General features: G+C 49.8%; 11 protein-coding genes. 1 reads left to right on the forward strand and 10 read right to left on the reverse strand.

Annotated features, from left to right (window positions below; translation table 11 throughout):
* The 6 genes from AC50Y5_RS22605 to AC50Y5_RS22630 all read right to left on the reverse strand — a co-directional run.
* Positions 1–13,116, reverse strand: a 13,116-nt coding sequence (locus tag AC50Y5_RS22605; protein ID WP_494863887.1) for a non-ribosomal peptide synthetase, incomplete at its 3' end; no start/stop codon positions are given.
* A gap of 680 nt (positions 13,117–13,796) precedes the next feature.
* Complete coding sequence (locus AC50Y5_RS22610) at positions 13,797–14,381, reverse strand: hypothetical protein (RefSeq protein ID WP_494863888.1); 585 nt, start codon at positions 14,379–14,381, stop codon at positions 13,797–13,799.
* Positions 14,382–14,499: 118 nt separating this feature from the next.
* Positions 14,500–15,468, reverse strand: a complete 969-nt coding sequence (locus tag AC50Y5_RS22615; RefSeq protein ID WP_056037837.1) for an EamA family transporter — start codon at positions 15,466–15,468, stop codon at positions 14,500–14,502.
* 273 nt (positions 15,469–15,741) lie between these two features.
* Entirely contained in the window at positions 15,742–16,989 is a 1,248-nt protein-coding gene (locus AC50Y5_RS22620) for an MFS transporter (RefSeq protein ID WP_494863889.1), read from the reverse strand.
* Positions 16,990–17,126: 137 nt separating this feature from the next.
* On the reverse strand, positions 17,127–17,576 hold the full coding sequence (locus AC50Y5_RS22625; RefSeq protein ID WP_063892601.1) for a GNAT family N-acetyltransferase: 450 nt from the start codon (positions 17,574–17,576) through the stop codon (positions 17,127–17,129).
* A gap of 34 nt (positions 17,577–17,610) precedes the next feature.
* Entirely contained in the window at positions 17,611–18,357 is a 747-nt protein-coding gene (locus AC50Y5_RS22630; RefSeq protein ID WP_056037841.1) for an RNA polymerase sigma factor, read from the reverse strand.
* Between the two features lie 191 nt (positions 18,358–18,548).
* Here AC50Y5_RS22630 and clpP point away from each other — a divergent pair, with 191 nt between their 5' ends.
* Complete coding sequence (gene clpP, locus AC50Y5_RS22635; protein WP_056037843.1) at positions 18,549–19,133, forward strand: ATP-dependent Clp endopeptidase proteolytic subunit ClpP; 585 nt, start codon at positions 18,549–18,551, stop codon at positions 19,131–19,133.
* Positions 19,134–19,559: 426 nt separating this feature from the next.
* Here the strand turns inward: clpP and AC50Y5_RS22640 are convergent, their stop codons facing one another.
* From AC50Y5_RS22640 to AC50Y5_RS22655, 4 genes are all read right to left on the reverse strand, one after another.
* Positions 19,560–20,072: an acyl-CoA thioesterase gene (locus tag AC50Y5_RS22640; protein ID WP_046233197.1), complete on the reverse strand. Its 513-nt coding sequence runs from the start codon at positions 20,070–20,072 to the stop codon at positions 19,560–19,562.
* A 70-nt stretch (positions 20,073–20,142) separates the two neighbouring features.
* On the reverse strand, positions 20,143–21,102 hold the full coding sequence (locus AC50Y5_RS22645) for a nucleoside hydrolase (protein ID WP_494863890.1): 960 nt from the start codon (positions 21,100–21,102) through the stop codon (positions 20,143–20,145).
* 167 nt (positions 21,103–21,269) lie between these two features.
* On the reverse strand, positions 21,270–23,000 hold the full coding sequence (gene ilvB / locus AC50Y5_RS22650) for a biosynthetic-type acetolactate synthase large subunit (RefSeq protein WP_056037849.1): 1,731 nt from the start codon (positions 22,998–23,000) through the stop codon (positions 21,270–21,272).
* An 807-nt stretch (positions 23,001–23,807) separates the two neighbouring features.
* A complete protein-coding gene (locus AC50Y5_RS22655) occupies positions 23,808–24,587 on the reverse strand; it encodes an ABC transporter ATP-binding protein (RefSeq protein WP_494863891.1) in 780 nt (259 codons plus the stop codon).
* Positions 24,588–24,592: the final 5 nt, after the last annotated feature.

Raw genomic sequence — 24,592 nt, forward strand, 5'->3', positions numbered from 1 at the left:
GTAGCTTTGCTGCCAGACCGCATAATCTTTATACTGCAAACGCAGCGGCTTCAGTTCTTCTCCTCCGTACAGCTTCGTAAACTCCTGCACAAATATACTCATCGACGTGCCATCAGAAATAATATGATGCATATCGAACAATAGCAAATGATTCGCTTCGCCCATACGCACCACCGTCGTCCGCAGCAGCGGCGCTTCGCTGAGGTCAAACGGACGAAGGAAGGTACGAACGCGCTCCTGTGCTTCCTCCTCCGTCGCCTCCTCGTAAGTTACCGCGAACACGGGAGACGCCGCAATACGCTGCATCGGCTCCCCGTCAACTACTGCAAATCCTGTCCGCAGCGATTCGTGGCGGGCCACCAGCGCTTGCAGCGCCCTTTCCAGCCGCTGACGATCCAGCGGTCCCGACAGACGCAGAGCGGCTGGCATGTTATAACTAAGCTCCGCTCCCTCTAACTGCTGTAAAATGTACAGGCGCTTTTGCGCTGAGGACAGCGGATACGCCTCCTGAGCCTTCACAGGCACCAGCGCTTCAAATTCGCGCTCGTCGGCTATTTCTAGTACAGCCGCCAGGCCTTCGACCGTAGGCGAAAGGAATAACTGCCGCAGGGGAACCTCGGTCTCCAATACCTGATGAATGCGCGATACGAGCGTCATCGCTCGGAGCGAATGGCCGCCAAGCTCGAAGAAGTTGTCGCGAATGCCGACGCGCTCAAGCCCCAGCACCTCCTGCCACAGCAGAGCCAGCTTTGTTTCTACTTGCGTCCGTGGCGAGACGTAATCGCCTTCCGCCAATCTTTCCGTCGGCTTCGGCAGCGCTCTAAGGTCAATTTTTCCGTTACGCGTAACCGGCAGCTCTGCAAGCTGCACGAAATAGGCCGGTATCATATATTCCGGCAAGATCGTTCTAAGCGCTGCATGCAGCTCAGCAAAGGTATATTCACGCTCACCTGCCACATAAGCGCACAGTTCATTGCTGCCGCGTTCATCTTGCAGTGCAATTACAGCAGCTTCTCGAATCCCGTCCAACTCCAGCAGCTTGGTTTCGATCTCGCCCGGTTCGATTCGGTATCCTCTAATTTTAACCTGATGGTCGATACGGCCTAAATACTCAATGCTTCCGTCGGCCAGCCAGCGGGCCTTATCCCCCGTTCGGTACATCCGGGTTCCGGGTGACCATGGATTAGAAAGGAACTTCTCACTTGTCAAAGCAGGCTGATGCAGGTAACCTCTGCCGACACAAGCTCCCCCAATATACAGCTCGCCAGCTACGTTGATCGGTTGCAGCTGCCCCAGAGAATCGACAATATAAACAGACGAATTGCTAATCGGTCTACCAATCGGAGGCAGCGCAACCATCGGCTCTTTCGGTATTATCGTATACGTCGTAGCCACATGCGTCTCGGAAGGACCGTAATGATTGTGCAGCGTTACGCCCTGCTCTCGCAAAAATTGCTGTAGTGTATGACCAACAATTAGCGCCTCTCCCGCTGTAATCAAATGCTTCACGCACTTCGGCCATACCGATTCATAAGTCGGATCGTTCCAGACGAATTTGACAAACGACGAAGGCAGAAGCAAGGTCTGAATGCCTCGATCCTCCACATAACGGAAAAGCGCAGTTGCATTTTGGCGCATCTCCTCCTCGATCAAGTGCAGCGTTCCTCCGGCAAGCAAAGTCGAGAAAATTTCTTGATAGCTCACATCAAAGCTATACGAAGCATACTGCAACACATCCTTGTCAAACGGAATATAAGTATGCTCATATTGATGCATAATCAAGTTGATGAGGTTGCCGTGTTCAAGCATGACACCTTTCGGATTGCCTGTCGTACCCGATGTATAGATGACGTAGAGCAACCGGCTGCTTTCGGTCGCTGCCGGACTTTGAAGCTGCTCATGTGAAACCTCAATTGTATCGCTGAAGCTTATTGTCGCAAGAAGCTGCTCGATGATTCTCGTTTTGCTGCGATGGACAAGGCGATCATGCGTTTGGGCGGAATCCGAATCCACCAGTAGGCAAGAGACTTTAGAATCTTCCAGTATGAACGAAATTCGTTCCTCAGGGTAGGAAGGATCAAGCGGAAGGAAGGCCGCTCCCGTTTTCAAAATGCCAAGCAAACCGATAATCATTTTGGGAGAACGCTGAGCCATTAGCCCTACAATGCTTCCGTCTCCGATCTGCTCTTGTCGCAGAGCAGCAGCCATTTGATCCGATAAACGGTCAAGTTCCCCGTAAGTAAGCATGGTATCGCCAAATACGAGCGCAGCCGCTTCCGGTGTTTTCTCCGCCTGCTTATGGAATAACTGATGCACATTTGTGTCTTCGAGCTTCTTCACAGGCCCGTCCATCCACCGATGCAGAGTCATCAAATCTTGTTCATTAAGCAAGTTCGCCTTGCCGAGCATGACGTCCGGCTCAGCCACGGTATGCCGAAGCAATGCGATAAAATGATCTTTCCAACGTTCAATGGTACTCGCCTCAAACAGCGATGTTGCATACTCCAAGCTGCCGTGCAACTCATCTGCGGACTCGTTGACAAACAAAGACAAATCAAATTTTGCCGTCGGGTTTTCCATCGGGACAGGAATGATCTCGACATCTGACATATGCAGAACAGATCGTTTCATATTTTGCAGAGCGAACATCGCATCAAAGACCGGATTCCGGCTCACATCCCGGTGTTGAACGACTTGATCGACAATTTCCTCAAACGGGTAGTCCGCATGTTCAAACGCCGCCAAAGAAATTTGCTTGATTTCCTCCAAGTAGTCCCTGAATGTTTTGTCTACAGACGGCATTGATCTAATCGCTAACGTGTTCACGAACATCCCCATCATATCGGACAGGTCGACATGAGGACGACCGGCAATCGGCGTGCCCACGATAATGTCATCTTGACCTGAAATTTTCGCTAGGAACACGTTGTAAGCAGCAAGCAATACCATAAATAAAGTAGTCCCTGTGTCTTGCGCCAGTTGTTTTACATGGGTGCTCAATTTTGCATCTATGACAAAATCCAGCCGACTTCCCGCAAAGCTTTTTATAGCTGGACGGGGGAAATCCGACGGCAAATGAAGAATCGGGACATCACCGCCAAGCTGCTGCACCCAATATTCTTTTTGCTTGACATACGTTTCCGAGTGTTTGTTAGCTGCAAGCCATACCGCATAATCCTTGTAATGAAGGGATAACGGCTCTAAACGTTTGCCAGCGTACAGCCTTGTCATCTCCTCGATGAAAAGACTTATTGAAGTCCCATCGGAGATAATGTGATGCATATCAAACAGCAGCAGATGCTGCGTATCGGTCAGCTTCGTCAACTGAATGCGCAGCAGCGGAGCCAGGCCCAAATCGAAAGGACGCATAAACGCCCGAATCATTTCTTCTATTGGTCTGTCTCCCGCTTCCCGGTAAGACAAATTGAAATCAACCTCTGCGCTAATTTTTTGAACTGGCTCGCCATCAAGCATCTCAAAACTGGTCCGCAGCACTTCGTGGCGGGCGATAAGCTCCCTAAAAGCGCGTTCCAGTTGGGCAAACTCCACCCGTCCATTGAATAGCAGGGCCGCAGGCATGTTATAGCTCATTTCCGCACCTTCAAGCTGGTGCAGCACGTACATCCGCTTTTGCGCGGAAGACAGCGGATAGTAGTCACGCGGAGCGGAAGGCTGCAAGCCTTCAAACAGGTCTTTCGCTCCCTGTTCTACTCTGAGCGCCAGCGCTTCAAGAGTCGAAAAACGGAATATGTCACGAATCTCCACTCGCACATTCATCACTTGATGGATGTGCGAGGCCAGCGTCATCGCGCTTAGCGAGTGCCCTCCCCGTGCAAAAAAGTTATCTCGCGCTCCCACTTGCGACGTCTGCAATACATCCTCCCAAATTGCCGCTAGTTGAGCTTCCGTCGTTGTACGAGGAGCCACATATGGCGCAGTTGCCGCTGCATCGTATGCAGGCGCAGGCAATGCCGATCGATCCAGCTTCCCATTTCTCGTAAGCGGCAGTTCCGTAAGCCGAATGTAATACTCAGGAACCATATATACAGGCAGAGCTGTGCTCATCATATATCTCAATTTTGAAGGATCTAACATACCGTCGCTAACATAATAAGCGCAAAGCACTTCGTTTCCAGGTGTATCTTTCCGAATGACGACTGACGCTTGACGAATATCGGCGTGCACCAGCAGATGCGCTTCAATTTCGCCCAGTTCAATCCGGTATCCCCGAATTTTGACCTGCTGATCGATTCGGCCCATATATTCGAGGTTGCCATCAGGCAGCCAGCGCGCCAAATCCCCTGTTGCATACATGGTTTTACCTTCAATAAACGGATCAGACTTGAATTTTTCCTTCGTAAGCTCAGGCTGATTCCAGTAGCCTTTGGCTACACCGGCACCTCCGAGGTGCAGCTCTCCCGGTACGCCAACGGGAAGCATCTGACCGCCAGCGCCCAGCACGTAGGCTGTCGTTCCGCCAATCGACCGTCCGATCGGAATGCTCGTCATCCCGATCGTCTCACTGAGATGGAAAGCAGTCGAAAACGTAGTGTTCTCCGTCGGCCCGTATCCGTTCCATATCGTGATGGACGGGCTAGCCTTCTGAACAGCGTGAACAGGCTTCGGCAGCAATATTTCTCCACCCATGATCAAATGCTGAAGCCCAGCAAACATTCCCGCTTCCTCATTGGCCAAGTGGTGAAATAGCGATGTTGTCAAAAACATGACCGTAATGCCGTTTGCTGCAATAAAATGTCCTAATCGTCTCGCGCTCAGCAGTACGTCTTTTTCTACCGGGTACAGCGCTCCGCCATGAAGCAGCGCGCCAAAAATTTCAAATGTTGCCGCATCAAAGCTGACCGAGCCGGTCTGCGCATAACGATGATCGCTATGAAACGGCACATACCCGCCTCCTGTCACCAGGTTGACGACATTGCCGTGTGTGACCAGCACGCCTTTTGGACTGCCTGTTGTGCCAGAGGTGTACATAATATAGGCAGGATCATCGCTGCGGGTTTTACGGATCGTGCGCAATTCCCCGTTGTCCTCCAGACCTTCCTCCAGAAGCATATCAGCATCAAGCCTGATTACCGATCCCTCATACCGTTCCGGCACGCGCAAATCGCCAACAACAATCAGGCAGTCCGCACCGCAATCGTTCAATATATACATGTGACGGTCATCCGGAGCCTCCGGGTCCAAAGGTACGTAAGCGCCGCCCGCCTGCAAAATGCCCATGACTGCAACAACAAACTCGATGGAACGCTCAGCCAAAATGCCAACAGCCGCTTGAGGCAGCAGCCCTTTTCTAAATAGCTTCCCGGCTACAGCTAAGGACTGGCACTGCAACGCCTCGTACGTAAGCTGCCGCTCGCCGCATACAACGGCCAGTCGTTCAGGATGATGATGGACGATTTCTTGAAAACGCTCTGTAATAGACACTTGCATCACAGGCGACACAGGTAGCCCGCTATAGGCCATAAGCTGTTCATGTTGCTCTTGCTCACGAAGCAACCTCGCTTCGGCAAGCCGCGTATCCGGTTCAGCGACTACATGATGCAGCATGTCCGTAAAATAGCGGCACCAGCGCTCTATCGTTTCACGAGCAAACAATGCCGTGGAAAACTCCATGGAGCAGTAGTAGCCGTCCTGATGCTCGTTAACCTGAAGCGTGAGGTCAAACTTCGCCGATGTTTCGGCAAACGGATACGATTCTACGCTCAAGTCAGGTAGCGCAATGGGCAACAAATCGGTATTTTGCAGCACAAAAACGGCATCGAACAACGGATTGCGGCTCATATCCCGCTCTCTGACAACCTGATTTACAACATCCTCCAAAGGATAATCCCCATGCACTAAAGCATCCAGTGTCGTTTGCTTGATTTCCTCTAAAAATTGGGCAAAACCCTTTGGTCCTGAAGGGAATGTACGCAAAGGCAGCATATTAACAAACATCCCCATCATGGATGACAAATCTGCATGCGGACGTCCAGCAACAGGGGAACCAATGATGATCTCATCCTGGTTGGACAGCCGCGACAGGAACGTGCTGTACGCCGCCAGCAGCACCATGTACACAGTGGCCCCTTTATCCAGCGCGAGCTTTTGTACCGCCTCCGACAACGCATTGTCTAGCTTGAAATCGACTCGGTCCCCCGCAAAACTGCGCAATACCGGACGTGTGTAATCGGAAGGAAGATGCAGCACAGGCAATTTTCCGCCCATATGCTGGAGCCAGTAGCCCTCTTGCTCCATATACACGGCACTTTGGGCGTATTTCTGCTGCCATACGGCATAATCTTTGTACTGCAGCCGCAGCGGTTCCAATTTTTCTCCAGCATACAGTTTCGTAAATTCTTCTACAAAAATGCTCATTGACACGCCGTCAGAGATCATATGGTTCATGTCGAGCAGCACATAGTGCAGCTGTGCTTCCACGCGCACAACCTCCACGCGAAGCAAAGGAGCCTGTCCAAGATCGAATGGCCGTACAAACTCCGCGATTACGGCATCAAGCTGCTGCTGTTCCGCCTCCCGGTAGGCTGCGGCTATCTGCACATGCTCATGCACTTGCTGTACGGGCTCGTTGTCAATGAATGCAAAGGATGTTCGCAACGCGTCATGACGCAAAATGAGCTGCTGCAAGGAGGACTCAAAGCGTAATGGGTCCAGCATGCCTTCCATCCGCAGAACGGCGGGCATGTTGTAGCTGACTTCTGCTCCTTCCATTTGTTGCAGCACGAATAGCCTTTTTTGCACGCTCGTAAGCGGATAATAGTCCATCTGCGTCGCTAGCTCCAGAGCATCGAATATTTTCATCGACCTGGATGCGATCACTTCTGTCATCGACTCAACGGTCGGGTATTGGAACAGATCCCGCAGCGTAACGTCGGCCTGAAGCTCTTTTTGCATGCGAGCAACTACAAACGTGGCCTTTAACGAATGCCCGCCTCGTTCAAAGAAATCATCCCGAATCCCGATCGGACGTACGCCCAGCACTTCCTGCCACACTTCGATCATCTTTCGTTCTGCCTCGGATCTCGGAGCCAAGTAGCTGCCATCTTTGGTCAGATTGCTGCTGTCAGGAAGCGGAAGCGCTCGGCGGTCCAATTTGCCATTGGCAGTCAGCGGCATTTGCGGTATTTGAACAAAATAAGACGGCATCATATAAGACGGCAATGCCAAGCCAAGCAGCTGTCTTAATTCCTTCACTGCGTATTCCCGCTCCGCTACAAAATAAGCGCATAAACTGGCGTTGCCCTCTGATTCCTCGATCACAGTGACGGTTACCTCATTCATTTCTGGAAGCGTTAATAGATGCGCCTCAATGTCGCCGAGTTCAATCCGGTTCCCCCGAATTTTCACTTGATGATCCATTCGTCCCAAATACTCCAACGTGCCATCGGGCAACCACCGGCCCCAATCGCCTGTTCGGTACATACGTTCGCCCTTCACGAAAGGATCAGCCGTAAACTTGGATGCCGTCAATTCCTGTTGATTCATATAGCCCCGGGCCAAGCCGGCCCCGGCAATGCAAAGCTCGCCCGGTACACCGAGCGGATTCAGCATGCCTTGTGCATTCAAAATATAAACCCGCGCATTCGGTACGGGGCGCCCAATGGTTACAGCCGTCTCTTCCGTTAGTTCCACTGCTGTCGTCACGACGGTATTTTCGGTTGGACCGTATTCATTCATCAGCTGCATATCGGAATTCATAGCCTTCAGTCGACGAATTAAAGGCAGGCCAACCGCCTCGCCGGCTACTACCGCACTTCGCACCGAGCGCCAATCCTTATGCATCATGCTTTCCAGCATGGCAGAGTAGAAGCTCGGAGGGCTTTGCAAATGGGTAATTTGATGGTTCACGATCGCTTCGCGAATGGCTGAAGCATCTTTGCTGCCTTGATCACTCAAAATAACAACGGCTGCCCCTGAGACGATAGGCCCAAAAAAGTGAGTCACAAACGAATCAAAAATAAAAGGATTCAACATCAACGCTCTATCTTGCGGGCCAAACGAATAGTGGCGTTTTTTCCACTGTATCGTGTTCGCCAAGCTGCCGTGTTCAATCATAACGCCCTTAGACTTCCCTGTAGTACCCGATGTGTAGATGACATAGGCCAAGTGTTCTAGAGCGAACGAGCGTTTTACTTCCTTCACTGGGATCTGCCGTAGCGGGTGGTCCTCAAAATATAAAACAGAAATGTCCTGATGGAGTTCCGCTACGAGCGGCTCATACGTTCTGAACGTAAGCAGCACTTGAGGGAGGCTGTCCTCCAGCATATACCGGATGCGATCGATCGGAAATTCAGGATCGATCGGAAGGTAGGCACCCTCTGCTTTCAAGACCGCTAGTATGCCTACCGCCATTTCTAACGAACGATGAGTCATAACAGCGACAATCGTGTTCGCTCCCACTCCCTGCCTCCGCAGCTCAGCGCCGAGCTGCTCTGCCCACTCATTGAGTTGCCGGTAGCTCAGCTCGTCCTTTTCCAAAATGACCGCCGGTTGGTCTGGAGTTTCCACAGCTTGCTGCTCAAATAACGTTAGCACCGAGGTTGCTGGGCCATAGTTTTTCTTAGTCCCGGCAAATTGGCCTAACAGTTGCTCTCTTTCCTGACCCGTTACTATATCGTATGTCCCTAGCTTCGCATCCTGGGAGCGAGCAGCCTGAACCAGCAGCTCATGGAAGCAATCGCTCCAGCGTGTTATCGTACGATGTCCAAACAAAGCGGAGTCATACTCCCAACTCAATGAGAAGCTTTCCTCCCGCTCCGTCACGGTGAGCGTCAAATCAAACTTGGCGGCCGTATAATCCAATGCGTACGGAGTAACATGGACATTGGCCAGCTTAAACTCCTCGTGATCCGCATGCTCCACAACGAGCATCGCGTCAAAGAGCGGATTGCGACTTAGATCACGCTGCTGAACAATGCGCTGGGCCAATTCCTCAAACGGGTAATTCCCATGCTCAAACGCAGACAATGCCGTCTGCTTCACTTCTCGCAGATAGGCGGCAAACGTTTTGTCGCCTTCCGGGTACATGCGAAGCGCCAAGGTGTTGACAAACATACCTAACATGCCTGACAGATCCGCGTGCTGACGCCTTGCAACAGGCGTTCCGACAACGATCTCCTCTTGCCCGCTGATTCGCGACAACAGCGCGCTGTATGCTGCTAGCAGCACCATGTATACGGTGGCACCGTTCTTGCGAGCCAGCTCCCGGACCGCTGCTGCAAGCTCGCCCCGAAGCTCGGCGTCTACTCGGTTTCCTTTAAAACTGCGTACTGCCGGGCGAGGATCGTCGGTCGGCAGCTGAAGCACAGGCACGTCCCCGGCAAACTGATCCAGCCAATAGGCTTCCTGCTTGGCGTAATCTTGTGTGTACTTGTAGGCTTGCTGCCATACAGCGTAGTCTTTATATTGCAGCTGTAACGGCTCCAGCGTTTCTCCGGCATAAGATGCAGCTAGCTCTTCGGTCAAAATTTGCACAGAAATACCATCCGAGATAATATGATGCATATCAAACAAGAGCAGATGCCGTTGCTCCCCAATACGTACAATCTTTGCCCGCAGCAGCGGAGCCATGCCAAGGTCAAACGGCCGGATGAAAGTCGAAATTTGCTCGTATGCCTCTTTTTCCTCTGCTTCCTCATAAGGAAGGGAGAAGACAACCTGCTGATGCACATGCTGAACAGGCTCTCCATCTACAACTGTAAATGAAGTGCGCAAAGCGTCGTGCCGAGCAATAAGGACGCCCAATGTTGCCTCCATCTGCTGCTTGTCCAGCGGCCCTTCCAAATGCAAGACAGCTGGCATATTGTAGCTAAGTCCCGAAGCATCCAATTGCTGCAGCATAAATAGCCGTTTCTGCGCAGATGACAGCGGGTAATACGGCTGATGTGGCGCAGGCATAAGCGACTCGTAAATATATTCGGTGGCTGAGCTGACCGCCTCGGTTAAATCTTTGAGCGTAACGGCCTGAAAAATGTCCCGCAAGCCGAGCTCTATCTGAAATTCCTGATGGATGCGCGTCAGCAGCGTTATGGCTTTCAGCGAATGGCCTCCAAGATCAAAGAAATTGTCTTCCAGCCCGATCCGTTCTTGACCCAGCACCTCCTGCCATAACACAGCCATCCGCTGCTGCGCATCTGTAACTGGACGTATGTATAATTTGGAGGAAACTATTTCATCCAGTGCAGGCAAAGCTCTGCGATCCACTTTGCCGTTTGTTGTCAAAGGCAGCTTCTCCAGCTTCTTAAAGGCAGCAGGCACCATATAGTCCGGCAGCATCGAAGACAAAAATGCTCGCAGTTCGGCCGTTTCCAGCGCTGCTTCTGCTGTGTAATATGCGCAAAGCACCAGCTCTCTCTGGCGATCTGGCATGACAGCAACAACTGCCTCGCGGATGGATTCAATATCTAGCAGACGCGCTTCAATCTCGCCCGGTTCGACCCTGTAGCCCCGAATACTGAGCTGGTCGTCCAAGCGCCCGAGAAACTGCAAATTTCCGTCCGGCAGCCAGCAAGCCTGATCCCCTGTGCGATACATGCGCCCATCTTCAACGAATGGATCTTGAGCGAAACGCTCGGCCGTCAGTTCCGGCCTGTTCAGGTAGCCCCGAGCTACGCTGGCTCCGCCAATGCACAGCTCCCCTGGCACGCCGACGGGCTGTAAGGTTCCACCCTGACCTAGCACGTAAAGATTGACATGAGGAAGCGGCCGACCAATCGGTATACTTCCTTCCTGAGGCAGCATGCCCCCCATCCCCACTTCATAATAGGACGCATCAATACATGCTTCCGTTACCCCATAACTGTTGAGAATGCGCATGGCAGAGCCGAAACGCTCGTGCACCCTCTGAAAGTCTTTCGCAGGAAAGCGGTCAGAGCCCATAATTAACAAACGCAGTTGCCCCGTACTTAAATCATTCTCATATATATAATCCATCAGCGGTACAAGCAATGCTGGCGTTGATTCCAGCAGCGTAATGCCGTATTCGACGATAGCGGCATGGAGACGAGGCAAGCTGAGACGAGCCTCGTCCGAACATAAGACAAGCAGCCCTCCACTGAGCCATGCTCTGGCCAAATCGCCAGCAAATACGTCAAAAGAAAAGCTCGCCAATTGCAGGAGCCTTACCTCCATAACTTCCAGTTTATATTCATGGCCCCAAGACCTCGCTGTTTCAGCCCAACTGAGTTGATCGACCATAACCCCCTTCGGTCTGCCTGTAGTTCCAGACGTGTAGATGACATACGCAAGCTGTTCAGCAGAACAATGATGTAGTAAATTGGCCCCATCCTCGGCATAGCTTGCCTCTTGTCTCAAATCAATGACTTGGCAGTCATCAGGAATAGCCATAATGACATCATCTGCCGTAAGCAGGATACGTGCTTCACTATCCGACACCATATAGGCCAGCCGTTCAGCAGGCAGCGAATTATCCAGCGGAACGAAAGCCCCGCCTGCTTTAAATACAGCAAGAACAGCGGTCACGATGAGCGGAGATCGTGTTCCCAAAATGGCCACAGGTTCCCCTTGGCGTATGCCTTGTTGACCCAATGTTCTCGCCAACTTGTTAGCTCGCTCATTCAATTGACGGTAGGTCAGCGACGAGCCGTCAGATCCCGCAACAGCGGTACGATCTGGTGTGTTTGCAGCATGCGCCTCGAACATTTCGTGCAATAAAAGCTCTTGTTGGTGCTTAATTCGCTGTCCAAAGCTGTACGAGCTCAGTACGTCCTGCAGCTCCCAAGGAGGCAGAATGTTAAAACGTCCTATCACTTGCAAAGGATCAGATATGGCTTCTCTGATCACATGCAGCAAGCGTTGAATCAAAAGGTCAATGTCTTCGCGTGCAAACAGGTCTGTTAAATAATCGATTTGAATAGCCATTTCGCCTGTTTTTACATGTTCGCGAATGTGCACCGTCAATTCGTTATCTTGATGATCATTTCCGAGCGGCTTCGTCTCATATTGGAAAGGTGCGTCAGCGGGCAGCGCATCCCACTCCATCGGATGGTAATTGAAAAATACAGGCAGCAGCGCATCAGTAAAGCCAAATTGGTTGCGAAGCTCAGGTACAATCCGGTTAAACGGGTATTTCTGATGCCGAATCAGTTCGCTTTGCTTGCCTTTCACCTGTTTCAGGAAATCCGCGAACGACCATGAAGTATCCAGCCGCATACGGAAAGGCGTCGTGCTGACCAGCATCGCCACCATCGCTTTCTGTTCTCGTGATGTCCGATTGGCATACATCGTTCCGAGCACGATCTCCTCATCTCCGCAAATTCGCGACAAATACAGACAAAGAGCAGCCACGAACAAGTTAAATGGGGAAACTTGCTGTTCCTCACAGAAAGCATGGATAACGTCGCCTTCGGATGCAGCTATTTCATAATGTACACAGCTTGCCGAACTGCTCGCTAGCTGCCTCGCACTTTGGGAAGTATCAATCCGTGTAATTGGGGGAAGCGTGCTGAACTCTTCGTCCCAGAAGGCTTTATCTTTCAGAAAGCGGGAAGATTGCAAATATTGTTCCTCACTTTGCAGCAGCCCCGTACAAGCAGGCGCCGGTTCCATAGGAAGCTCCTCATGACAAAGCAAGGCCTTATAGCCGCTAATGATTTCATTCCCTATCAAATTGAGCGAATAGCCGTCGGCAATAATATGATGAATGCTCAAAAACAATCTGGCTTCCTGTTCTCCAGTCCGAAGCAAGGTGAACTTAAATAACGGGGAATCAAAAAGAGAGAACGGCTGACGCGACAGAAAATCGACGTTTTCCCGCCATGCTTCAGCTTCACTTTCTCTTAAATCCACAACATTAATGTCAAATGGTTTATAAAGCACAACATAGCTGAGAGGCTCCTCCCCCTCCCTATACTGCAATTGCATGCGCAAAGCTTCATGACGAATTGCAAGAGTTTGCAGCACTTCCAGAATCAAATTCTCTTGTATCGTCCCCTTGATGGTAAGCAAGCTGTTAAGTGTGGCTACCGTGGTATGGGGATTCAGCAGCTCCATATACCATATTCTTCGCTGTGCTTCTGTAAGTACGTAAACAGCGCCTTCATTTTCTTGAAGTTGCAAATTGGTTTCACTCATTGACATGGAATAACCCTTCTTTCCTTTGACATATTTATTCAATCTCTATTGGCTTGCGAAAAATTTCCTGCATTGTTTCAGACATAAGTGCGGAGGACTCTACAAAGGTACCCGACAAAAAATGCACATCATGGAGAAGAAACTCGAATCGCTGGATTATATTACCTTTTCTATACCGAAAGCCAAACTCCTCTTTATCAAAATGTAAAATTTTATTTAAATAAAAATAAATTGTAAATAAGGATTATTTTGATATCTCTACAAAATGCCTGTTCTCCGATTCCAGAAGGGAATCCCTTACAGTACCAACTCGATAACTTAGCCCAGCCTGCCCTCACCAAACTGCATGTACTAAAAAGACTACAACGAAAGCCGGGGATCTTCATCCCCGGCTTTTCGTTACTTATTTTTCAATTAAAGTCAAAGTGTTCATTTATAGATAAATACTGATGTATCGGGAATTCTGATCAAGTAAAGGGACTTAATAGCGTTCCTCCTTGGCCTTAGGAGCGCAGCCGCATGATTTTCGCAAGTGAAAAATGCAGCGTTTTGGCTAGCAAATGTCGACTGCACTTGCTAGCCAAAAACTTTACTGCACAATGCAGTAGTAGAAAATTCTAAAAAACAGAAAAAGCCTGATTGCTCAGGCTCTCTCCTTCATTATGGCAGTATCGCATTGCGATCAATTACTTGTTCCGTCTGCCGTAGCGAAGATAAACGATCACTCCTACCAAAATAACCAGCACCAATAATGCGATACCCATCCCAATCCTGCTTGATGAGCTGCTTTCTAGATTCTGACTACTCTCCACATTCCTCTCGGATATAGGCGAAGTCAGCTGTTTAGCTGCCGATTCTTGAGCTTTAAGATCTAATTCCTTGTCCTTCAGAAAAGCCGCCATTTCCTTGCTGACTGGCGTTGTCACGGAAGGCGCGCATAGCGGATGCTCCCACTTCCCGTCCTTCTCTTTTAGAAAAAAGAGATACTCCACGCCCTCTTCACTCGGACCATTTAAAGCTCCCCAGGTCGGGTTTTCCGACGCCGAAATGGTGCGCGCTTCAATTCCCTTATAACTCTTGCTTACGGTTAGAACAATTTGGTTGTCATCGGAGAATATAGACTTATACTGTTCATTTACTTTCGCAATCACAATGCCGTCATACCACTCATAAGCCTCAGCTGGTGTTCTCATTTGTGCGCAAGATAGCGCGGACACCTGTGATGGGAGCAGCCACAATAGCAGCAGCGACAAAATGAGCCATTTTTTCAAAGCTTACACCGCCTTTATACTACAGACGGAAAATTCAACTAAATGTTTCAAAGGTTGATGATAAAGAAGTTATGCCCTGTGAAAAGCTGCATCTTTTCAACAAGAAAGCAAGCGCTAGTTAAGCAGCCATTGTGCGCTGTGAACGCCCTTTAAAGCGTTTCAGCTCCGGCAGCAAAATGCCCGCCAGCACGACGGCGACGCCCAGCCATTGCAGCATGCTCACATGCTCATTCAATATAATTGCCGACATCGTGACAGCTACAGGAAGCTCGGCTGCGCCTAATACGCCAGCCATGCCTTCACCAATATGCGGCACTCCGATTGCGAACAGGACAGGCGGGATAAACGCCCCGAACAGCCCTAGCAGGAAACCGAATACGAGCAGCTGTCCCCATATCAAACCATTAAACAGGAACATTGGCGGGAATAAAATAAACACGAGCAGCAATCCGCCAGTAATCATCCACGCACTGCGGTAAGCCGGGTGCACGGCTGGCACCGCTTTGCCGCTAAACAAAATAAACAAGGAATAGCTCACGGCGGACAATAAGCCGAAAATAATGCCGATCCAGTTGAACTGGGCTGCGCCATCCTCCATAATGCCGGCAGCGAGAAGCGTGCCTCCGAATAATACGATCAATGCCAGCATCATAATGCCTTTAGGGCGTTGGCGCTTGCTGAAAGCTTGAATCAATACGCTGATCCATGTGAATTGAAATAATAATATAATCGCCAGCGAGGCTGGAATATAACGAAGCGAATGATAATACAACAAGCCTGTTATAGCTGTGGGCATACCCGAAAGCATCAGCAACACTCTGCTTTTCCACGTCAGCTTAGAGGCAAGCGTTTTGGCAGCCTCTGCCGCTCGAGTAATTGAAGAAACTGTGTTTGGGGCTGTACGGGCTTTGCGCTGTTCCCGCCATTTTGTATAAAAAGCCAGCATCCAGGCCAAAATAAATCCCGTCAGCAGCTGCGTTCCAACTACTTCACCTAATTGGTAGCCTTGACCATATGCCAGGACTACGATTGTAGATAACACACCGTAACTAATCGCACCGAATAAAACCGATAATAAATACTTCATTTGTGCCTTTAAACCTCCTTGATTGTCTCTCTAAACGTGCCCAGACAACACAAAAAATCCTAACCACATAGCAACGACCAATACAGCTTGATCCTTGTTATCGTAGTTAGGAAGTAAAGGCTTCCTGTAGATACCCCCGACCTGTTCTTATATCCAGCTGCAGCTGAATACGGCTTACGAGGTTATACGAAAAAATATATGGTTTGATGCCCTGCTGTCATCTGATGTTAGATCGTAATTCATTTTACATGTTACATGACAAGTAAGGTCGTGTCAATTGTTTTTCATTGAAATGTTTTGGGAGACCGCTTCCGGCTTGCTCCAGCCCCGCTTTTTATTTTTTGCAGCCGCCGTCATGCTAATGATCATGTATACGAGCAAAAAGATAATCATGACGCCAGCAGCGCAGCGATACATCGTTTCATAGCTCGTTGCTGAGGCAATAGCGCCTAACAAAATAGCACCTGTAGCTACGCCAAGATCGGTTGCATTGTAGAACATGCTGTTCACAGCTCCATGCTGCTCCGGACTTGAGCTGCGCAGCATCCAAGCTTGAATCGTTGGCTGGACAGCGCCGAATCCTAGACCATACAGCAGGGCCGATACGATCAGCAGCGAAATGGAAGTTGTAAACGATAGCACCGTCAAGCTTGCAATGACACATAATGCACCAGGAATAAGTACCGCGGCATGCCCTTTGCTGTCAAACAGTTTGCCAGAAATCGGACGAACAATAATAATCGTCACCGCATTAAACAAGAAAAACAAACCGATTTGATTGATCGCAAGCTTTTCTCCGTACAAGGCGATAAAGCTTAATATTCCGCTGTATGTAATCGACAGCAGTATATTTAATAGCGCTGGAAACACGAGCTGGAAATTAAAAGGCGGCTTGCTCGCGGCAGCCCGTTTCCGCTCTTCCTGATTAAGGCGCGGAGGCTCTGGCGGAAGCGGACGAAAAACCAAAAGAATCGGGATAATCAGCAGTATAGCTGCCGTCCCCGTTATGCTTAACGCCTCAAATCCGAATTGCTTCCAAATATTCAGCCCAATCATTGGTCCAATGGACATCGCAATGCTGGTGGATAAGCCAAAATAGCCAATTCCTTCGCCGATTCTTCCAGCGGGAATAATTTGCGATACGAGCGTTGGTATAATCGTACTGGCTATGCCAAAGCCAATGCCATAAAATACACGCATGATAAGCAAGGAGCCTACGGAATCTGCCGCGATATATAGGGCGGTAAATAGGGCCGCAAGCACAATGCCTGTGTACAAAATGGCCGATCGCGGCATTCTTTTCATCACAAATGCCGTCATAAAGCGCGTCAAAATAGCAGAAACAGCAAACACGCTCGTCACGAGGCTGACCGATACGTCGCTTGCCATAAAAGTGCTTTTTGTATAAGCCGTAAGCGGAGATAGAAGAAGCTGCAAATTAAAGAAAACTAAAAAAGAGCACACGGTAAGCGTAATAAATGCAGTAGTCCATAAGCGCGGGCGTTGTTCTTGAGACAGCATGCCGTTCCCCCTCATTGATGCAAAAGCAATATAGTTGTCTTGAACAATTATATTTCAGACAACTATTACTGTCAATGAAAGTGGCATGACTTGGATCGCTTGTTAGACACTGGACTGCACTCGCTAATTATCAGTAATTAATTACCTAATTCATGCATAGTTAGCTTTTTCACAAACCGATAGCCCGTAATATCAAAGCCACGGGCTTCATAAAAAGCATGAGCCTTCTTGCGCGATTCTTTAATTCCGCTCGTTAAATAGAGCGCACTTGCGCCCCTTTCCCTCGCCCATTGCTCTGTATATGCAACGAGCGCAGTGCCGATTCCGCTCCCTTGCTCCGATTGCTTTGTTACAAGCAGGCTGATTTGGACGACCATGCCATCCTCCTCATAATAGAAAATGTCACGGCAGCCAATCATCCCGACCGCTTGCCCATCTCGCACCGCAACAAACGTATAATAAGACGGAATGGAAGCTATTTTTTCCATACGGGCGCTGAGCGCTTCTTTATTCGTTGGGTAGCCCAGATCGGCCATGAGCTCGATAACTGCCTCCACATCCTGCTGCTCATATGAACGTATGAACATAGTTGATTTTCCTCCTCTGCTATCCCATAAACGATTAGGCTGCATTGTGTATAAAAGCATATTCCAGCTCCATATTCCTCGCTTCTGCTGGAACCGTCTGGCGCCGTGATGAAAGGCGCCCCAGCTCATGCTGGGCCATATGGATGGCCAGCTCTGGATCATTTTCGCTAAGCTGCATTAAAGCGGCAACTGTCTTCATATTGCCTAACAAATAGGCGGAGGCCAGCGCCCGTACATAGGTTTTCATATGCTCCTCCTGCGGCTGGGGCAGCCCATCCTGAAGCAGCTGCTGGCGCACAGCTATAAGCGCTTGCCTGGCACGGTGAAGCGCCGCTTTTACCGCCCCATCCGTCATCCCCAATATTTCCGCAGCTTCGATGCTTGAGCATCCGTATACGTCCCGCAGCATAAAAACAGCCCTTTGCGCAGCTGTCATATGCTTCACCAGCACATGAAAAACAATCTCAAGCTCGCTAGCATCTTGATTATTTATTGCGTTTCCCTGCTGATGCAAATGCAGCATTTCTCCGCTTATTTTTTGCCAGACCGCTTTTCTGCGGCTTTGGTCAATCCAGCTATTTTTGGCAATGCGCCGCAGCAGCGCTTCGGGATTCTGATGGCTGGCGGCATCTACAACGGGGCTCGCTTTCAGCCACGATTCCTGCGCCAAATCATCGGCATCCCAGCTTGAGCCTGTCAGCGAGATGCTGTACTTGCGCAGCGATACCAGCTGCTGACCGGTATATTCGTTCGGTAAGGCGGCTTTATTTTTCAAATGCATGGGACACGCTCCTCTTTACCAGATTCCGGGCGAAGACGCGGCAGAACCGTTTATTTTATAAACGAATGAAGCCCCTAATAAGATACGCGGATGAGCAAAAAAAAGCTTGCAGCGCTGCATATCCTTTTGGCCCCCGATAATCGTTTACTAAGTGAAAGCAAACATCAAACGGAATAAATGGAGGTAAACCTATGACCAATTATGTGCCTTACGTAGTGGAGCAAAGCGCGCGCGGCGAAAGATCCTATGATATTTATTCACGACTGCTGAAAGATCGCATCATCTTTCTCGGCTCAGCCATTGACGACCAACTCGCGAACAGCATCGTTGCCCAGCTGCTGTTTCTCGCGGAGGAAGACCCGTCGAAAGACATCAGCATCTATATTAATAGTCCGGGCGGCTCTACTTCAGCGGGCTTCGCCATCTATGACACGATCCAATATATTAAGCCGGATGTCAGTACGATATGTGTAGGGCTTGCAGCATCCTTCGCCGCTATTTTACTGCTTGCGGGTGCTGAAGGCAAGCGCTTTGCCCTGCCCAACAGCGAGGTAATGATCCACCAGCCGCATGGCGGCGTCCAAGGCCAAGCAAGCGATATTGCGATTTCTGCCAATCGGATTATTCGCATTAGGGAGCATCTCAACCAGATCGCCGCCACGCGAACCGGCCAGCCGCTGGAGAAAATCCAGCTGGACATGGACCGCGATTATTTCCTCTCCGCAGAGGAGGCTGTTCAATACGGCATCGTGGATCGCGTCATTACGACCTTATAAGAAAAACGCCTGGCGGCGTCCTTTCTATGAGACGCCATCGTTTTGGCGAAACGTATAGAGAAAGGATGAGAACATTCATATTCTTACCCTATACGTCAAGCGTAAACGGCAATAGACAGCAACGCCCCTTTCGGCTTATCGGCTCGAAGGGGCGTTGCTGCTATTCTGATTCTATTTAACGGTTCTGCCATTGCGTCGCCATGACATTCACTCTCATCTGCTTTATAATATAGAAAGAATTGATGAAAGTTGGTGTCCATGTGAGCGGCAAAAAAGCAGTTTATATCGTTTTAGGCATATGTACAGGCCTCGCCTTGTTTGTATACACATGCATTCAGTACGTCCTGTCCTTACGACCTTAATCGCAGCAGCAATACGAACCACCGCAAGCACGATCTATTACACTCTGACAGCTATCATTCACACTCAGTCCCAAGGATGCTTAACCGTCAAAAATTCAGCAAAGCGTTTACTCTGCTCGCGGCGGGTACGGCGCATTTCCGCCCGCTGCTCTGCTGTCTCAAACAGCTTAAGCTCCTCTTCCGTTTCGGGAACGACCGCTGGCACAGCTACCGGACGCCTGTCCGAATCAAGGGCAACGAACGTCAGAAAGGACGTCGCCGCCACTTCTCGCTCTCCGCGCAGCAAATCCTCTTTCACCACTTTAACGAACACTTCGATGGAAGAACGGCCCGTCCAAGTAACGAACGCTTCTAGACATACGGAATCCGTTGGGCGGATGGGGTATAGAAAATCGACCGAATCCGTCGAAGCGGTAACGACGGAACGGCGGCAATGCTTCGTTGCCGCAATGGAGGCAATATCATCGATATAGGCCATCAGTTTTCCGCCAAACAGCGTATTATGATTGTTCACATCGGTTGGAAACACCCTTGCTGTTTTATAACATCTAGATTCCCGCGAAAAACGCTGCTCCATCTGCCAAAATCCTCCCTTAATTACGTACACTTAACTTAACTTAACTTAACTTATCTTTCATTCTCTTGCTTTATTCGCTCCAGAATACCGACATCATTTGGCGAATCGCTCTGGCCGAATCCACCTCAACGCAAAATTCCACACTTCTGCCCACAGATGGACGTGGTCTTCTGTCTGTTACAATCATACCCGCTGTCAGCCCGCTGCTGCAATCAACGACGGCATTAAATTTTTGTGTCGTAACGAGCGACGGATTAAGCGCTACAAGAACAGCAAGCGCATCATGCATTGGACATTCCTCAATGAAATAGTTCACCTTCCGGTAAAACTCAAAATAAACGCCCAGCGATTCATTCAAAAAGCGGATGATAGCTTGCTTATGTTCCGGCGCGTAGCGGACAAGCTTCTCCAGATCAGCTCCAGTAAGCCTTGTGGGAACAGTTACATCCAGCCCGACAATCGTGAGTGGAACATTCGATGCAAAAACAGCCGCTGCCGCTTCAGGATCGGCATAGATGTTAGCTTCTGCAACTGGCGTGACATTGCCGGGTGCAAACAGCGTCCCGCCCATCGTCACCACCTGTTTCAGCTGCCCCGCAAGCTCGGGCGCTTTTTCCAGCGCAAGCGCCAAATTCGTCATCCTGCCCGTCGTCACCAGAGTGAGCTCTCCTGGATTTTCCGCAGCTTTGCGAATGATGAAATCGACCGCATTTTCCTTCAGCGGCTGTTGGGAGGAAGGCGGCAGTACAGCATCCCCAATACCATTATGCCCATGAATATGCGCATCCGTACCACGCGAAGGCCTTACGGTAGGCGCTACCGCCCCTGCTGCAACTGGCACCTCGTAGCCGCAATTGGCAAGCTGCACGACTCTTAGCGTATTATCTGTAGCTTGCTCCACCGTCGTATTTCCGTACCCTGTCGTAATGCCCTCCACCTTAATTTCAGGAGAAAGCAGCGCGTATAAGATCGCGATGGCATCATCGACCCCAGTGTCTACATCGAGTAAAATTCTTTTTCTGTCGCTCATCGCAAGTCTCCCCTTACTCATTGTGTCGAAGCAGCCATGCTCAGGCTCGGCACCCGCTTCATTCCTCCTCATTGTAAACGATGAAAGCTGACACTGACAAAGCCTATCTGCACAAAACGACAGTATTTATTTAACCACATAAAATAAATGGCTGCTCAGCCGCTTTATTATTCAAAATCTCCCATAATCATCTGATCCAATGTCGTTCCGGCTAAAACCATCGGATATACATTCTCTTCGGTCGGCACGACAAACTCAACAAGCACAGGTCCTGGTGTGTGCAGTGCCTCCTCCCAGACGCGAATGGCCTCTTCTTTAGTGCTTGCTCTTAGCCCCTTAATGCCATACGCTGCAGCAAGCTTAACGAAATCAGGGCTGCCGGCAAGATCGATCTGGCTATAGCGCCTTTCGTACATGAGCTCCTGCTGCTGCTTAACCATGCCAAGCACTTGATTGTTAATAACGACGATTTTAACGGGAATCTGGTTGATCGCACATATCGCCATCTCTTGCGCACACATTTGCATGCCCCCGTCACCGTTTATGGAGACAACCAGTCGGTCTGGGTTTCCGATTTGAGCACCGATAGCAGCGGGGAAGCCAAAGCCCATTGTACCTAGGCCTCCGGAGGTAATGAGCGAGCGGGGATGCTTGAATTTATAAAATTGCGCGGACCACATTTGATGCTGCCCCACGTCCGTCGTAATAATCGCATTTCCTTGGGTCGTCTCATGAATCATTTCAATAACAAATTGTGGTTTAAGCTCCGTATCGGAATCCTTGTACCTCAATGGATACAGCCTTTTATTTTGCTGCACTTCAGCAATCCAACTGCTCGATTGCGAGCTTACCGCGAGCGAATTGGCATATTGCAGCACAGCCTTTATATCTCCGATGCATGCAATATCCGTTTTAATATTTTTGCCAATTTCAGCTGGATCGATATCGATATGGGCAATCCATTTTGCTTGCGGAGCGAAGCCATCGAGCTTCATCGTCACCCGGTCATCAAATCGTGAACCTATTGAAAGGATGAGGTCAGCGTTTTGGATAGCCATATTCGCCGCATACGCGCCATGATGGCCTGGCATACCCAGCCATAAATCATGTGCACTTGGGAACCCCCCCAAACCAAGCAAGGTCGTGGCAACTGGAATATTGGTTTTGTTCGCAAATGCGATAAGCTCATCGGAAGCATTTGAATAAACGACGCCACCACCCGCTATAATAACGGGTTTTTGAGCTTGGGCAATCGCCTCGATTAATCGATCTATCTCCGCATGATTCGGAATCGGATTGCCGTGATAACCGCGTATATGAATAGGGCTAGCAGGCTTAGCCGGCATTTTCTGATTTGATACATCTTTTGGGATGTCGATTAAAACCGGACCTTTCCGCCCCGTGCTTGCGATATGAAACGCTTCATGGATAATGCGCGGAAGCTCCTGTGCGTCACGAACCAGATAACTATGCTTCGTTATTGACATCGTCATGCTAACGATATCGGCTTCCTGAAAGGCGTCCGTACCCATAACCGCTGTTGAGACATTGCCCGTAATAATAACTAATGGCACAGAATCATAATAAGCAGTCGCAATGCCGGTCACTAGATTCGTCGCGCCTGGACCAGAGGTTGCGATGCAAACGCCCACTTTCCCAGTTGACCTCGCATAGCCGTCAGCCGCATGAATAGCCCCTTGCTCGTGCCGGGTCAAAATATGCTTGAAAGCCCGATTATGAACCATTGCATCATAAATATACAGGACATTTCCGCCCGGGTAGCCAAATACACAATCTACCCCTTCCATCAGCAAGCCGCTTAATAGCATTTCCGATCCGGTTACCCATCTCTGATCCTGCTGCTGTAATTCGCTCGTAAGTATAGTTGATTTAACCATGTGACTGCCTCCTTAAAATATAAATAGCCCCTCTCATCCGCAAGCGACGGCAAACTTCTGCCATGCTTAAGGGACGAAAGGGGCAATCATTTCGTGGTACCACCCTGATTCACTGAAATCCTGCGATTTCAGTCTCATGAGATAGGGCCATGCCCTACCTGCCGCACAGTAACGTGTGCCATTCCGTTTGAGTCTACTTACGGGGCCCAGCGCACACAGGCTCCGCTTTCCATCAAAAGCTCCGAGATGACGACATACAAGAATTATGGCAAAGGTCTCAGCACTCCCCCTGCTCTCTGAACATAATCGCTAATGCATGTTTTCTCTTCCTCGCTTTTCCTATTTTCGGAAATAGAAAAACCCCTCTCATCCGCAAGCGATAGCAAACTTCTGCCATGCTTAGGGACGAAAGGGGAAAGTTTTCGTGGTGCCACCCTGATTCACTGGAATCTTGCGATTTCAGCCTCATGAGATAAGGCAATGCCTTACCTGCAGCACGATAACGAGTGCCATTCCGTTTGAGTCTACTCACGGTAGCCCTTGTGAACACAAGCTCCGCTTTCCATCAAAAGCTCCGAGACGACGGCATACAAGGATTACGGCAAAGGTCTCAGCACTCCCTCTGCTCTCTGAACATAATCGCTTTCGTATGTTTTCTCTTCCTAGCTTTTTAAGATGGTTTTGATAATAGCACAGTTTCTAAAATGTTTCAAATTATAATTTTCTGACAAATTTGATAACCAGCAAAAAAGCCTATTTTTGTTCCGTAGCTCTACCCCGTTTTCTATGCTGTTTCAGACAAGACGGCTAGCTCGCCGCCTCCACCAACAGCTTGGTGTAGAGATGCCGCTCTTGGTGTGTCAACTCGGAGCTCGCAAACTCGTCAATCATTTCTCCATCCTTCATGACAATCATTCTATCGCTCATATATTGGACAGAAGCTATGTCATGGGAAATAAACAAATAGGACATACCCAGCGTTTGCTTCAAGCTTTTGAGCAGCTGCAAAATTTGCGCCTGAACGGATACGTCGAGGCTTGAGGTTGGTTCGTCACAGACGAGCAGCTTCGGGTTCAAGCTGATCCCCCGCGCAATGGCAACCCGCTGCCGCTGCCCGCCGCTGAGCTCATGCGGATAACGGGCCAAATGATCCATAGGCAGGCCGACCAGCTCTAACAGCTGCGCCGCCAAACCGAGCCTATCTGAGCGATCTCCCGTCAGAAAAGGCGGCATTACCTTTGGAAAATTATCAAGCGGCTCCATGATCGAACGCCAAATGGGCATTTTGCTGTTAAGCGCGGCGTTCGGGTCCTGAAATACGACCTGCACATGCTGCCGCTGCTCTCTAAGCGCTGCCCCCTTTAGCTGAAGCAGGGGTACATCATCCAGCCATACTTCACCGCTATCCGGTCGCTCCAGCGCCAAAATCACTTTGCCTAATGTGCTTTTTCCGCTGCCGCTTTCGCCAACAACGCCAAGACATTCTCCCCTGGCAATTTGCAGCGAAATTTCTTTCAGCGCATAAACCTGCTCCTTCGATTTCATAAAGGTTTTACATAAACGCTCTACACGCAACAAAGGCTGCACCTGCT

It is taken from the genome of Paenibacillus sp. JT22N7 (assembly GCF_059383875.1).

Excerpts from the sequence above, each read along its gene's own strand:
- clpP (WP_056037843.1), top strand. The coding sequence starts at position 18,549 with ATGACCAATTATGTGCCTTACGTAGTGGAGCAAAGCGCGCGCGGCGAA.
- ilvB (WP_056037849.1), bottom strand. The coding sequence starts at position 23,000 with ATGGTTAAATCAACTATACTTACGAGCGAATTACAGCAGCAGGATCAG.
- AC50Y5_RS22630 (WP_056037841.1), bottom strand. The coding sequence starts at position 18,357 with ATGCATTTGAAAAATAAAGCCGCCTTACCGAACGAATATACCGGTCAG.
- AC50Y5_RS22620 (WP_494863889.1), bottom strand. The coding sequence starts at position 16,989 with ATGCTGTCTCAAGAACAACGCCCGCGCTTATGGACTACTGCATTTATT.
- AC50Y5_RS22625 (WP_063892601.1), bottom strand. The coding sequence starts at position 17,576 with ATGTTCATACGTTCATATGAGCAGCAGGATGTGGAGGCAGTTATCGAG.
- AC50Y5_RS22615 (WP_056037837.1), bottom strand. The coding sequence starts at position 15,468 with ATGAAGTATTTATTATCGGTTTTATTCGGTGCGATTAGTTACGGTGTG.
- AC50Y5_RS22645 (WP_494863890.1), bottom strand. The coding sequence starts at position 21,102 with ATGAGCGACAGAAAAAGAATTTTACTCGATGTAGACACTGGGGTCGAT.
- AC50Y5_RS22640 (WP_046233197.1), bottom strand. The coding sequence starts at position 20,072 with ATGGAGCAGCGTTTTTCGCGGGAATCTAGATGTTATAAAACAGCAAGG.